Origin of the sequence: Fontivita pretiosa (assembly GCF_050410795.1) — a bacterium.
GTDB lineage: Bacteria > Planctomycetota > Phycisphaerae > Tepidisphaerales > Tepidisphaeraceae > Fontivita > Fontivita pretiosa.
On sequence record NZ_CP191258.1, the window covers coordinates 5,124,950 to 5,138,311 of the forward strand.

Below are 13,362 nucleotides of genomic sequence, written 5' to 3' on the forward strand. Positions count from 1 at the left end.
GCTGCTGCATGGCCAAGAAGACCCAGAATCCGCCCCGGAGCTTCGAGGAGGCGCTGGCCGAGCTGGAGCAGATCCTCGCGGAGATCGAGTCGGGAAGCGTCGGACTGGAACAATCGCTGATCAAGTATCAGCGCGGCAGCTTCCTGATTCAGCATTGCCGCGCGATTCTGAACAGGGCCGAAAAGCAGATCGAGCTGCTGAGCAAGGCCGATGATGGTTCATTGGCGGCCGAGGCGATGGACGATCAGCCGCCTGCGGGCAATCAGGACGACGGCGGCCAGAGCGGCGACGACCCCGGAGCTGATCCGGGCCAGGCACAAAACAAAGCAGCCGTGAACAAGTCCCGATGAGTGCCGATGCGATTCGTGGGCGTCTCTCATCGAGCACCCCTGACGGTTGCGACGGGCGCATACACCTTGGCGCGGGCGGCGGGCCTGTGAAAGACCCAGGCAACTGCATCGGGGCGATGGAGCGATCCGCGCATGAAGGGTAGTGGTGACGGATTACCCACAACAGGCCGGGCGGATCGAACAGGTACGCGAGCTGTACGAGCGCTCGTTGTGCGTGCAGGCGCTTCGCCTGGCCCAGAGCATCGCCCCAATCCGGCAGTGGAACTTCAGCCCCGCCGCACGCCTGCTCGCCGGTCGGCTGGCCGCCAATCTGGGCGCGCCGCAACTGGCGGCGGCGATGCACTATCGCGCGTTCCGCGAGTTCCCCGACGATCCTGAGGTCCGCTACTACTACGCGCGGCTGCTGCTGGAGCGTCGCGGTCCCCTGCCGGCCTGGGAGTTTCTTCGATCCATCGGCGATCTTCCCGACGCCCCGGCCTGGGTCCGCGCTGACTGGTTCGCCCATCACGCCGCCGTCGCACGACTCTTTCGCGACTTTGACGTCGCTGAATCCTGGCTGGACCGCGCCCAGCAGTTGGCCCCTCAGCGCCCGTGGCTGTGGATCGAGCGATCGGCGCTGCTGGAGGCCGAAGACCGATACGAGCAGTGTCTGGCGGCGGCGCGCCAGGCGATGGAATTGCGCCCCGGGTATCGCCCTGCCATCCAGGCCACGGCGCATGCCCTTCAGCTTCTGGATCGTGACGAAGAAGCCATGGCGCTTCTGGAGGACGCGGCCGGGCGCACCGAAAGCGCCCCGATCCTCAGCCAGCTTGCGATGCTCCAGTATGAGCTGGGTTGCTACGACCAGGCGGCGAAGACGCTGGACCGCTGCCAGGCTCTGTCTCCATTGATGGAAAAGCACGTGGCCAGGTGGCTGGCCAGCAGGCGCTGCGATCTGGCCTGTGCCCAGGGGCAGATCGAGCAGGCGATCCAGCACGCCCGGGAGCTCGACGATCCGTTTCACACGAAAATCGTCGAGAATCTTTCCCGCCCCGAGGCACGCACCTCGGCCCGACGCGTGCTGCTGGATGTGGCATTTGTCCGGCAGCATCACATGACCTGTGCCCCGGCGACGCTGGCGGCGATCAGCCGCTACTGGTCCATGCCCGCCGATCACCTGGCCGTCGTCGAGGAAATCTGCTACGACGGCACGCCCCACCACAGCGAGCGCAACTGGGCCGAAACCCACGGCTGGATCGCGCGCGAGTTTACGCTGACCTGGGAATCGGCCACGACGCTGATCGATCGCGGCGTGCCCTTCACGCTCACCACCGTCGAGCCGGACAACGCGCATCTTCAGGCTGTGGTCGGCTATGACTCCCGCCGCGGTACGCTGCTCATCCGCGATCCATACGTCTACTACGTGATCGAAATGATGGCCGAACCGATGCTTCAGCGCTATCGCTCGAGCGGCCCCAGGGCGATGGCGATGGTGCCGCGGGATCGGGCAGATCTGCTGGGCGACGGGCTGGAGCTGAAAGACGCTGATCTGTGGGACAAGACCTACGCCGTGCAGCGGGCGCTGGTGCGTCACGACCGCGACGGGGCAGTGCGCATCTGTGCCGAGCTGGAGGCGGCCTCGCCCGATCACCTGCTCACCGCCAGCACCAAACGGGCGATCGCCTCCTACGACGGCGACAGCGTCGCAGCGCTGGCCGTGTTCGAGAAGCTGCTGGGACAGTTTCCCGACGATGCGAATCTGCTGCTCAGCAAGCTCTCGTGCCTGGCGTCGCTGGGACGCCGGCAGGAGTATCTGGCCCTGCTGGCGCCGCTGTGCAGCAGGAGCGATTCGGATCCGATCTTCTGGCAGGTCTACGCCCGGGAGCTTGCTCGCGACGCGCGCCAGCACGCACAGGCCTGGCGACTGCTTCGCCGTGCCCTGCGACGACGACCCCGCGACGCCATCTGTTACAGCCTGCTGGGGAACATCCTGTGGGATCGCGGACAACGTGAACAGGCCGCGGAGCTGTACCGCTTCAGCGCGTGTCTGGAAGACAAGAACGAAAGCCTGGCCCGAACCTACTTCATTGCCTCACGACATCTGGGCAAAGCGGCCCAGGCGCTGGAGCATCTTCGGGCCCGATTCCAGCGTCTGGCCCGCAGTTCCGGGCGGGCGGTGCGAACGTTGTTCTGGGCACTTGAAGAGCTGAACCAGACGCGCGAAGCGCTGGAGGTGCTGGATCTGGCGCTGCGGCTGCGACCGGACGACGGAGAGCTGCTGCTGTATGCTGCAAGCTGCAACGCACGCTGCGGCCGATTCGATACTGCGCAGGCGCTGCTGGACCGGGCAGCCGGCGCGGGCATGGCCTGTGCCGCCGACCGACTGTGCGCCAGTGCCGAGCTGGCCAGCCTGCGCGGAGATCTTCAAACCGCCCGAGAGCTCTGGGCTCAGATCTGCCGACTTCAGCCACTGAACGTGGACGCGCACGCCCGCCTGGCGAAACTATTGGCCGAGACGCAGTCTCCGGCGGCGGCGTTGGCGCATCTTCGCGCCGCCTGTGAGCGATTCCCGCATCACTACGGGCTTCAGCAGCTTCTGTTGACGTGGCTGCGTGACGAAGCCTCGCCGCAGGAGGCCGAACCCGTCGCCCGGCGGCTTGTCGCCGCCTTTCCCGACGACACCTGGGCGCGCCGCGAGTTGGCGATCGCGCTGCTTCGCCAGCAGCGTTATGAGCCGGCCGAGACCGAGGTCCAGATCGCCTTGCGAATCGATCCTTCCGACGCGCACAGCTATGCCCTGCTCGGACGCATCCACCTGGAGGCCCGCAAGACCCACCAGGCGCGCGAGGCGTTCCGGCAGGCCATTTCGCGTTCGGCTGATATCGAATATGCGATTTCAGGCTTGCTGGACGCCTGCGATTCCACAACTCAGCAGCGCGAGGCTCTGGCGTTCGTGCGGGATGAACTTCGCCGCCAGACGACCTTCGGCGACGGACTGCTGGCCTTTCGCCAGCGCGCCGCTGAACTGCTGCCGCGCCAGCAGGTTCTGGCCCTGCTGCGGGAGGCACATGCCGCCCGGCCAGACTTGTGGCACGCATGGTCGGCGCTGGTCCAGCAACTGCTCATGATGAACCAGCTCGACGAGGCCGCCAATCTGATCGAGCTGGCCACCAGCCGATTCCCGCTTCAGCCTCAACTGTGGCTGGACCGTGCCGAGGTCTGTCGCGCCCGCAATGACCTTCATGGGCAACTGGCGGCACTGGAGACGGCCGTGCAGATCAGCCCCGGCTTCGGCTACGCGGTGCGGGAGCTGGCCGGCGCGCATGAGCGTCGCGGTGATCTGGAAAAGGCAAGGTCTCTGCTGCAATCCGCGATCGCGCGATCGCCCCTCGATGCCTTCAATCACGGCTGTCTGGCTGACCTGCTGTGGAAGTCCGGCCAGCGAGCGCAGGCGATTCAGACCATCCGCCACGCCGTCACCCTGGAGCCGGGATACGACTGGGGCTGGCGGGCACTGAGGCGCTGGGCCGCGGAACTGGCACAGCCGCAATTGCTCGAAGAGGCGATCGACGATCTGCTCGCTCGACGCCCGGGCGAAGCACGCTCGTGGATGATCCTGGCCGAGAACCTTACGACTGCCGAGAAGCTGGAGCAGCGTCTGGCGGCGGTGCAGAAGGCGATCGAGCTTTCGCCGCGACTGATCGACGCCTACGACCTGAAAGCCGATCTGCTGGCCAGCGCCGGACGGATCGACGAGGCGCTGGCGGCGTGCGCTCCGGCGGCACTGGTCGCCGAAGGCGGCAATGTGGCCGACCTGCCGGCTCCATTGCGAGCCCGCGCCGCGATCATCCTGTGGAACGCCGGCCAACGCGATCAGGCCGTTGGGCGCATGCGCGCTCTGGCCGACGATACGCCTCAGTACTATCCAGCCTGGGCAGCGCTGTCGGACTGGTATCGCCAGCTCGATCAGAATGATTTGTTTCTCGAAACCGCGCAGCGAATGGTCGTGCTGTTTGCCCAGGATCCGCGCGTGCACGGCAACCTGGCCGAAGCCTGCGAGGCGCGCGGCGAGCGAGCCGCCGCCAAAGCCGCCTACGCCCGCGCCGTGCAACTGGCCCCCGACTATCCCTTTGCCGCCCTTTCGCTGTTCGACATGCAGATCGAGGACGGCGAAACGGATGCGGCGCAGCGGACGCTGGCTGGCGTTCGCGGCAGCGCCGAGCCAGAGCACATCGTCGCCCGAGAAGTGATTCTGGCAGCCAGACAGGGCGATGCTCACGCCGCGGCCGAACGCCTGCTGGCGTTGTGCTCGCTCGATTTCCAGGATCCGATCTTCCTCAATCGCGCGGTTGACGCGATGCGCCAGGCGGACATGGCGCAGGCCATCGAATCCACCTTCGAAGCGGCCTGCCAACGCGATTCGGAGATCAACCCGCTCGTCGGCGAGGTCTGGATGGCGCAGCTCACTTCCCAGCACCACTACGACCAGGCGGCCAGACTCCTGCAACGGCTGATCGACCGAGGCCCGCTCGGCGCCCACGCCGCCGCCAGGTTCCTGGAGGCTGCGGCCCAGCACAGGCAGCGGCGACTGGTGAACAGGACGCTTCGCACATACGGGCCAAAGCTTCGCCAGTCGGCGCGCACCTGGGGCGCGGTGGGTTACGCGCTGACCACGCTTCATCAGATCAGAAAGATGATTCAGTGGATGTCCGACTGGCCGCAACGCACCGACGCCGAGCCGTGGATGCTGGCCAATCTCGTGATGTGCCTGCGCCGCTGCGGGCGGGATCGCGACGCCCGGGCCGTCATTGATCACGCCCTGAGTCTGCCTGCGGACAACGCCACGCCGACGTTGCGAGCCTGGCGTGCGCTGGACCTGGCGCTGGCCGACAACGTGGCCGCGGCCGAGCTCGAACTGGCCCAAGTCGATGCCTCCATGCTCGAACCGTATTACCAGTTTGTCTATTGCATGGCTTCAGCCCAGTGCGCGGCCCTGAGTAGCGATCACCGCAGCCCCTCGGCGCAGCGCCGGCAGAGTCTGGGGCAGGCCAGGCAGCAGCTTCGTCGCGCCGATGCCGCGGTGCCCAACCGGCTGTTTGCTCCGGAGCTGCGCCGCGCGCGGCGTCGCGTGCTGTGGGCCATCGTCCGGCGATTCGGCTCGCGCACGCCGCTGTGGTGCTGGTGGATGCTGGTCGGTGGGACGATGCCCGCCCCGACCGCGACCGCCAGCGGGCAGAGCTAATCCGCCGGAACACAGCGTCCGGTGGCCCAGCGACGCAACGCCTGCACGCGCTCCCTCATGGTGACCGACAGAGGCGGCGAAGCGTTGAGGGCGGCGAGGATGTGCCGCGTGGACAGTTGCTCTGCTGCCGCAAAGGCCTCGTGAAGCGCACTGATGATCGCCTGTTCGATCTCTGCCCCGCTGAACCCTTCAGAAGCATCTGACAATGATTCCAGATCGAACAGACCCGGATCGCGTCTGCGCTTGCGCAGATGGATGGCGAAGATAGCCCTGCGCGCCTGGGGCGTGGGCAGGTCCACGAAGAAGATCTCATCGAATCGGCCCTTACGAAGCAGCTCCGGGGGCAGGGCCTCGATATCGTTGGCGGTAGCGACGAGAAACACAGGAGCCTGGTGTTCCTGCATCCAAGTCAGCAGTGCACCGAACATGCGTTTGCTCAAGCCGCCGTCGGAGCTCTGCGCCGCCGCCGACGCGAAGGCTTTCTCGATCTCGTCGATCCAGAGGATGATCGGGGCCATGGATTCGGCCTGCCTCAGAGCATCGCGCAGGCGACGCTCGGATTCGCCGATGTACTTGTCATACAGCGCCCCCACGTCCATGCGCAGCAGCGGGCGACTCCAGGCGGTGGCGATGGCCTTGGCGGCCAGCGACTTGCCGGCGCCCTGCACCCCGAGCATCAGCACTCCGCGCGGCGCGCTCAGGCCGAACGATTCGGCATCCGGCGTCAGCGCCCCCTGTCGCTGCGCCAGCCAGGCTTTCAGACGACCCAGCCCGCCGACATCGTCCAGACTCGTCGGCGTCTCGATGTATTCCAGCAGCGAGTGCCCGCCGCTCAGCGCCCGACGCTTGTGCGCCAGGATGTGGTTGACATCATCGCCATCAAGCCGGCGATCATCGGCGACGGTCTGGATGATGATCTGTCTGGCCTGGCGGCGCGTCAGCCCGCGCAGATTGCGCACGATCACGGAAAGTTCAGCGCGGGTGATGTCCACCTGGATCGGTCGCTGTTCGTTGATCTGTCGCAGGGTTGCGCGGACCAGTTGTTCCAGCTCCTGCTCGGTGGGCAGTGACAGCTCCATCCGGGTCGCCAGCGCCGCGATCGAAGCCGGCAGTTCGTCGGTCGAATCGATCAACACGAGCATCGAGCCGCTGCGTGCCGCGCGGTCGATCAGATCGCGCGCCAGCCGTCGCGTCCTCTCGTCCTTCAGGTGCACGGCAAGATCCAGAAAGACAAATATTCCCAGCATTGGCTCGCGGGTATGCAGGTGATACAGTGCGGCGGCGGGATGCTCGGTATCGGCCAGTGACGCGCTGGAGGCGATCAGACCGTCGCGCAGGCCGGCGCTGATCGTCCACAGCCACAGGTCCAGCCCGCGCTGCATCGCGACGTTGCGCACCACCGCCAGCGCATCGTTCTCTTCATACGTGAAGATCGTGACGCACGGGTGCCGGGCTACCAGCAGGCGGTCCAGGCGTTGCTCATCGCTCATTTCAGGCGTCGCAGCGCCGCTCATCCATGCAGCCTCCGGACTGGATTGTATCGGACGTTCTCAAGCTTTCACGTGGAATCGGCCGATAGCTCAAATTACTGCGCTGCGCGTCGCGGGCGCGCCGGAGCAACGCAGTTCGGGGCGGATCAGTGAATCGGAACGGGATACCATCGGAGCCAGCATCATGTCCGTAACCGTCGATCATCAACCGCTGCCCGCCGACGAGCTGGGGCTTAAGACCATCGGCCAGGTGCTCAGTCACATCCAGAAGAGCAACCGGCTGATCGTGCACATCCTGCTGGACGGCGAAGAGCCGGACCTGGACAAGCTGGGCACATTGAAGGCCGCGCCGTTGCTGGGCCACACCCTGTTCATCGAGACCACCGAGCCTCGCCGCATCGCACGCGAAGTTCTGGGCGAGGTCGAGACCCAGCTTGCCGAGGCCGATCGGCTCACTCACGAGGCGGTGGAGCTTCTTCGCCAGAACCAGCCGATGAAGGCGATGGAAAAACTGCGCGGCTGCTTCACGACCTGGCAGTACGCTCAGGAGTCGGTGCTGAAAATCTCCCAGTTGCTCAGGATCGACCTGTCGAAGGTCGTGGTGGATGGTAAGCCATTCGTGCAGGTCCTGGGCGACTTTGCCCAGCAGCTCAGGCTGATCAAAACATCTCTGGAAAACCGTGACTTCGTCGCGCTGATGGACACGCTGGTGTACGAAGTCTCCGAAAGCAGCAGTGCCTGGCGGGCGGCGATCAGCTCCATCCGCTCGGCCGCCGGCGCCTGATTTGTCGCCCGGTCCTTTGGGCAAGGAGGGCCGCTGTGCTTCAGCCGCCTCAACAGCTCAGGCCGCGCGATCTTCCCGAAAAACTCAAGCCCAACTGGGCATTGACCGGCCCGGGCGCGATCCTCGTGGGACTGTCCATCGGCGCCGGTGAGATCATCATCTGGCCGCGAATCGCGGCCCAGTACGGCGCGGGAATGGCCTGGGCGGCGCTGGCGGGCGTGTTCCTCCAGCTCTGGCTGAACTTCGAGATCGGGCGATGGACCATCGCCACCGGCGAAACCGTCTACAGCGGCTTTGCCCGCATCTGGCGAGGCTTTGCGCCGCTGTTCATCCTGTTCAACATTCTGGGCTGGCTGGCGCCGGGATGGGCCAGGGCTTCGGGATCGGCGATGAAGGCGCTTCTGGTCGGGCCGGGCTGGCACTCCACCGCCGCCGACGCCGACTTCTTCGGCACCGACACGTTCTGGACCATCCTGACCTTCGCGCTGGTGGCAGTGGTGCTGTTCGGCCCGAAACTGGTGTACAAATCCGTCGAGCGCACCGTCGAGGCACTGGTGCTGATCGTGACGAGCGGGCTGGTGCTGGTGGCGATCAACGTCGGTAGCGCCGCGACGTGGCGCGACCTTGGCGCAGGCCTGGTGAACATCGGGCACATCGACCCGCGCATGGACGTGAAGGCGTTTTTCATCGCGCTGGTCTTCGCCGGCGCGGGCGGCACCGCCAACCTCTTCTACAGCTTTTACCTTCGCGACAAGCAGATCGGGATGGCGTCGTGGGTTCCGCGGATGCTCAACCCCCTGCGCGGACGGACCGAAGCAACGCCCGCGACCGGCTTTCGCTTCCCCGAAACTCCGGACAACCTGCGACGCTTCCGCGCGTGGTTCGGCTTCGTCTGCCAGGATCAGGCCCTGTACTTCTTCGGCCTGAACAGCCTGACGATCCTGCTGTTCATCTTCGGCGCGCTGGCGGTATTGCACCCTGGCGGAACGATTCCCGCGCCCGGGTCGCTGATCTGGGACGAGGCCAGCATTCTCGGCCAGGTCTGGGGTGCGACGGGTCGGATCATTTTCCTGCTGGTGGGCGTCGCCACACTGTTCAGCACGCAGCTTACGCTGGTGGACGGGGTGGCGCGCTCGATCGCCGACATCATCTACACCAGCTTTCCCGCCGCCCGTAAACGCGATATTGGATGGTGGTATGTTCTGGTGGCGATCGTGTGGATCATCGTGGGCATCGCGATGACCTGGCAGATGGAGAAACGCGGAGTCAGCGAACTGGGGTTCTTGTTCAACGCCGCGTACATGGGCGGGTTTGCGATGGCCGTCTACGCCCCGCTGCTGATGGTGCTGAACCACCGGCTATTGCCGCAGGGCGCGCGCCCCGGTGTCGTCTGCACTTCGATGCTGGCGCTGACGTCGATCGTTTACGTCGGTTTTGCGCTGGCATGCGTGTACTGGGAGCTGTGCAGAATGATGGGCACAGGCGGGTGAGTCCGGGTCATGCGCGGCATCAGGGCTTGAACCTGCGGCAAAGCTCGACCGCCCTCTTGATGTTGTCCGGCGGGGTCGGCGGCGCGATCGAGCAGGCGGTGGAGAGGATAAACCCGCCCAGCGTGTGCCCGGCCGTCTCCAGGATCTCGCGCACGTCGTGCTCCACCTTCTGCCTGTTCCCGCGAAGCAGCGTGTTGACCGGGTCGATGTTGCCCTTGATGAAGATCCTTCCGTTACAGCGACGCACCGCATCGGCCAGATCCACATTCCCCAGCGGCGGCGGATCCAGGCACTCGATGCCTGACACGCCGCAGCGCATCATCAGCTCCAGCCGGTCTCCGATTGCTCCGCAGGTATGCGTGTAGCTGAATGCGCCCTGCTGGCGCACCGCCTCGGCGATGCGGCTTTCGGCGGGGATGATGTACTGCTCGTACATCTGCGGCGAGAGAAAGCCGCTTCCGGCGAAGGGGCTGCTGATCTTGATCGCGTGCGCGCCTCGCCGCACCTGCGCCACCGCCAGTGCCACAGACCACTTCGTGCAGGTCTCCAGCAGCCGCTGCGACTTTTCCGGCTCGGTGAGCAGCGCGATCAGGCCTTCCTCCATGCCCAGCAGGTTCAGGAAATGATCCAGCGGCGAGCGAACTTCGCCGTGAACGGAATAGCGATCTCCGCACCGCTCGATCACGCGATCGATCAGGCCGAACGCCTCCTGCGGAATCTGCTCGGGTGTTTTGAAATCGAAGGTTCCCTTGCTCCACTGAAAGGCCCTGTACGACTGCGGCGCCCAGTCCAGCGGATGCTCGTAGTCGATCTCATCGAGCGTCGGGAAGCGAAAGGTCGGGCTCTTCTTGTAGTACGCGTCGTCGTCGCGCGTGCATTCGATCCTGGCGCCGTCGCGCATGTACAACGTTGGGACTTCGGCGTCGCGATCGACACGCTCGACCAGGTCCATCAATCCCGGCACCCGCCCGGGCTTGTGGCACAGAATCCCGTCAAAGTCGTACAACTGCCGCATGCGGATCAGGCAATCAGCCCACACCTCGTTGCTGATGAAGTAGTCGATCGGATGCACGGCGGTGTTGATGATGGTGTGCCCATTGGCCATCTGGCACATAACGGGGACTTGCTCGGGGTGCTGCTGACGCATCGCACTTTCGACAAGCTGCTTTGGAGTTGGCATGGGCGCTGGACCTCGATTCGCGACGCGACGCTGAATTCGCACGCAGGGATCTGCCAGATCATCATAGAACCGACAGCGGTCGGGGAAAATCAAGCGTCGATTGGGCGAGCAATTAGCAGATTCGGGTGGCCGTGGCGTCGAGGGAAAAGCGTCACGACATGGCGGGGTTGTGGATAGTGGGGATTTCCTGCTGCTGGCGGCTCGGTTAGAATTCCGGCCGATTCGATGCTGCGATATCCTTGAACTGAAGCGAGGTTGTGAGATGGCCAAGGGCAAAGCGAGCGACAGCCAGACGGGTACGGGGGAAGATGCAAAGCCTGCGACGGGGAAGCAGAAGAAGTCAACCGCGGGAAGCGGACAGGCAAGCGAGGCGGCGGCGCGGGCGGGCGGCGCCGCGCCGGCCGCGGCGAAAACGCCTGGCAAGCCGGCGCGGTCGAGAAAGTCAGGTGCGGGCAAGGCGCAGGTCTCGGCCGCGCCCCCGCCGCTGATCGACACCTCGCTGGCCGCGCAGGCGGCCGCCAAGATGCTCGCCGCCGGTTTCACCAAGTCGCCAGCGGCGGCCACAGGGTCGGCATCGGGTGGTTCCCGGACCAGCGATTCGTCCACGCCACAGGAGAGTGCGCTGTTCCGGCAGATCAAGGCGGGTCTGAACAAGCCGCACGCTGCCACCATGTCCAGCGTTCTGGAAAAGTCACAGGGTCCCGAGCCGGTCAAGCAGCACCGCGAGTTCAGCAAGCAGGTGGGGCATAATCAGACATTTCAGGCGGACGTGACACGAAGCGGTGTGCCGCGGCGAACACCGGGTTGATGGGCAACGAGGCCCCAGCGCACACGAAGGCAGATTGGAAGCAGTTGCTGGCGTGACCGGCGAGCAGGCTGGCCCTCGCCGGCCGCACGTGTCGTATGCGGCAGACTAGGCCGCGGCGCAGCGTGGCTGCGGGTTTTGGGTCTGGGTCAGCGGCTGCGGCTGAGCGGGCGGCTGGTTCTGCTGCAAGACGGTTGCGGCCACGGGGACCGGCGCCGCCAGTGCCGCGGCCATGCGTGCGCGTTCCGCCATCGCCTCGAACTGCCAGCGAATCAGCCGCTTGAGGCGCTCGATGTCGCAGCCGCGCAGCCGCCGGTAGGACACCTGCACGCGCTGTCCGCTGGACATGGTGATCAGCATTTCATGTTCCCGCGCCCGCGCCTCGATCATTTCGTCCCAGGGATACTCGGTGTTGTCCTTGTCCGGCAGCGACAGCCCGCGCGGGGTAAGACGCACACACGGCGGGCGGCGCGCGAAGATCGCAAAACACCCCGTCGCCAGCACCAGAACCCAGAAAAACAGCGACAGCGTCTGTCCGCGCGAGAGCTGGATCAGCCCGTACAACAGTGGCACTGCGACGATCAGCCCATGCAAACGTCCGGCCGTATCGTAAAAGTCGATGCGGTTTCGGATCGGCATGGGGCGCAGGCAGAGGTTGGCGTGGCCGATCGTCGGCCCCCGCACGTCTCCCTGAATCGCCTTGGTCAATTCGTCACGCATCGTGAGCAAAGGATACGATATGTCTATGTCGGCTGGCGAATGCAGGACGTTGCGGCGAGCTGCGCAGGAGATGAAATCCGTCGAGTTGCCTGCGGATTGTTTGGGATATGACGAATATGCCGCAGCGGAATGGTTCTGGCGGAGGGCTTCACATCAGTTGCCGCCCGTTCGCGTTGTCGCAGGCCATTGAGCTGATGACGCTGCTGATCGCGGCGTCAGCGGGTGCGGTTCTTGTCCAGGATCCCCAAAATGATCAGCAGAAATGCCAGCAGGCGGACCGCATACAGCCAGGTGCGAACTTCGTCCTTCTCGATGAATGCCAGGGCCAGCCAGTTTAATCCAAGAATCCAGAAGGCAATCGCGAAGATGGCCAGCAGGCGGTCGTGCGTGCGGGTGTAAAAGCGCAGGAAAAACAGCCCCGCCACCAGGCAGCAGACCACAATCGCGCCCAGAAGGAATTGATTGACCAGTGGATGAATCACAGCCGCCACCTCAGCAGTTCTGACCAGAGCCTACTGTGCATCCCAGACCAGGCCGAAGACCAGCAACAGCAGCCCAGTCAGGGCCGCAATGCTGCGGAGCACGGCGAATCCGATGTTGGCAAAGGCGATGTCCACTTCCGGGAACACGATCTTGTCGATCAGCAGCAGCGCGTTGTTGAGGCTGAGAAACACAAAGCACAGACAGCTCCACAGCAGCAATCGGGCGCGCGTTCGCAGGTATCCCCGCGCCAGCAGCACGGCACACACCAGACTCGTCGCGGTACACAGGACATAGACGGTTTCGGCCATGGCTCACCTCGGTTCTTCGCCCGGTCGATCGGTGCGATCGTCCTTTCGCAGCCGGAAGGCATCGGCGAATTGCCGAATCGGATCCGGGGGCTTGGAAAAGATCATGCTGATGATGGTGACGCGCCGGGTTTGATATTCGCGTGCCAGAGCGGCGATGGTCTGGTCCAGCTCTGGTGACCGCGGCGCGTAGCGGTAACCCGCGGCAGCCGATTCCAGCAATCCGGACTGGGCCAGTTTGGTCAGCGCCGCCTCGGTCCAGTTCGGATCGATGCGCAGCTCGCGTGCCACGTCGGCGGCTGGCTTGGGTTGCTGAGGGTTTGCGTGCAGCAGCAGCAATGCCTCGAGCTGCACGACCGAATCGATGTGCTCGGCAAGGAAGCTCACAACGTTTTGGGGAATATCCTCAGCCGCCACGCCCGCTCCACGAGATGGACGAAAAGATTGCCAGCTCCACTGTCAGGCAGTCGAGAATAGAGGACCGTGCGAGAGGCGTGGAACGGACAAATCTGCCCAGTGGGGTCAAAAAATCAG

General features: G+C 65.0%; 11 protein-coding genes. 5 read left to right on the forward strand and 6 right to left on the reverse strand.

Going from position 1 to position 13,362, the window contains the following annotated elements:
* The first annotated feature begins 8 nt into the window (after nucleotides 1-8).
* Together xseB and ACQS5P_RS20850 are read left to right on the forward strand one after the other, a co-directional pair.
* On the forward strand, nucleotides 9-350 hold the full coding sequence (xseB, locus tag ACQS5P_RS20845; protein ID WP_428938546.1) for an exodeoxyribonuclease VII small subunit: 342 nt from the start codon (nucleotides 9-11) through the stop codon (nucleotides 348-350).
* A 145-nt stretch (nucleotides 351-495) separates the two neighbouring features.
* The gene (locus tag ACQS5P_RS20850; RefSeq protein WP_428938547.1) at nucleotides 496-5,571 is read left to right on the forward strand and encodes a tetratricopeptide repeat protein; all 5,076 of its coding nucleotides are present in this window, start codon (nucleotides 496-498) and stop codon (nucleotides 5,569-5,571) included.
* Here ACQS5P_RS20850 and ACQS5P_RS20855 read toward each other — a convergent pair.
* Nucleotides 5,568-7,085 (reverse strand): AAA family ATPase, encoded by a 1,518-nt coding sequence (locus ACQS5P_RS20855; protein WP_428938548.1) that lies wholly within the window; start codon nucleotides 7,083-7,085, stop codon nucleotides 5,568-5,570. The genes ACQS5P_RS20850 and ACQS5P_RS20855 overlap by 4 nt on opposite strands.
* A 160-nt stretch (nucleotides 7,086-7,245) precedes the next feature.
* On the opposite strand from ACQS5P_RS20855, the gene ACQS5P_RS20860 reads away from it, so the two are divergent.
* Both ACQS5P_RS20860 and ACQS5P_RS20865 read left to right on the forward strand, forming a co-directional pair.
* Nucleotides 7,246-7,845 (forward strand): hypothetical protein, encoded by a 600-nt coding sequence (locus tag ACQS5P_RS20860; protein WP_428938549.1) that lies wholly within the window; start codon nucleotides 7,246-7,248, stop codon nucleotides 7,843-7,845.
* A gap of 35 nt (nucleotides 7,846-7,880) precedes the next feature.
* Complete coding sequence (locus ACQS5P_RS20865; RefSeq protein ID WP_428938550.1) at nucleotides 7,881-9,335, forward strand: Nramp family divalent metal transporter; 1,455 nt, start codon at nucleotides 7,881-7,883, stop codon at nucleotides 9,333-9,335.
* 19 nt (nucleotides 9,336-9,354) lie between these two features.
* On the opposite strand, the gene ACQS5P_RS20870 is transcribed toward ACQS5P_RS20865, so the two are convergent.
* Entirely contained in the window at nucleotides 9,355-10,515 is a 1,161-nt protein-coding gene (locus tag ACQS5P_RS20870) for a uroporphyrinogen decarboxylase family protein (RefSeq protein WP_428938551.1), read from the reverse strand.
* Between the two features lie 262 nt (nucleotides 10,516-10,777).
* Between ACQS5P_RS20870 and ACQS5P_RS20875 the strand changes: the two genes are divergently transcribed.
* Nucleotides 10,778-11,323 carry a hypothetical protein gene (locus ACQS5P_RS20875; protein WP_428938552.1) on the forward strand — a complete coding sequence of 182 codons (546 nt, stop codon included), beginning with the start codon at nucleotides 10,778-10,780 and terminating at the stop codon, nucleotides 11,321-11,323.
* A gap of 105 nt (nucleotides 11,324-11,428) precedes the next feature.
* On the opposite strand, the gene ACQS5P_RS20880 is transcribed toward ACQS5P_RS20875, so the two are convergent.
* From ACQS5P_RS20880 to ACQS5P_RS20895, 4 genes are all read right to left on the reverse strand, one after another.
* Entirely contained in the window at nucleotides 11,429-12,040 is a 612-nt protein-coding gene (locus ACQS5P_RS20880) for a hypothetical protein (protein WP_428938553.1), read from the reverse strand.
* A gap of 215 nt (nucleotides 12,041-12,255) precedes the next feature.
* Nucleotides 12,256-12,522 carry a DUF5985 family protein gene (locus ACQS5P_RS20885; RefSeq protein WP_428938554.1) on the reverse strand — a complete coding sequence of 89 codons (267 nt, stop codon included), beginning with the start codon at nucleotides 12,520-12,522 and terminating at the stop codon, nucleotides 12,256-12,258.
* Between the two features lie 30 nt (nucleotides 12,523-12,552).
* A complete protein-coding gene (locus ACQS5P_RS20890; protein ID WP_428938555.1) occupies nucleotides 12,553-12,831 on the reverse strand; it encodes a DUF5985 family protein in 279 nt (92 codons plus the stop codon).
* 3 nt (nucleotides 12,832-12,834) lie between these two features.
* Nucleotides 12,835-13,245 (reverse strand): hypothetical protein, encoded by a 411-nt coding sequence (locus ACQS5P_RS20895; RefSeq protein ID WP_428938556.1) that lies wholly within the window; start codon nucleotides 13,243-13,245, stop codon nucleotides 12,835-12,837.
* Nucleotides 13,246-13,362: the final 117 nt, after the last annotated feature.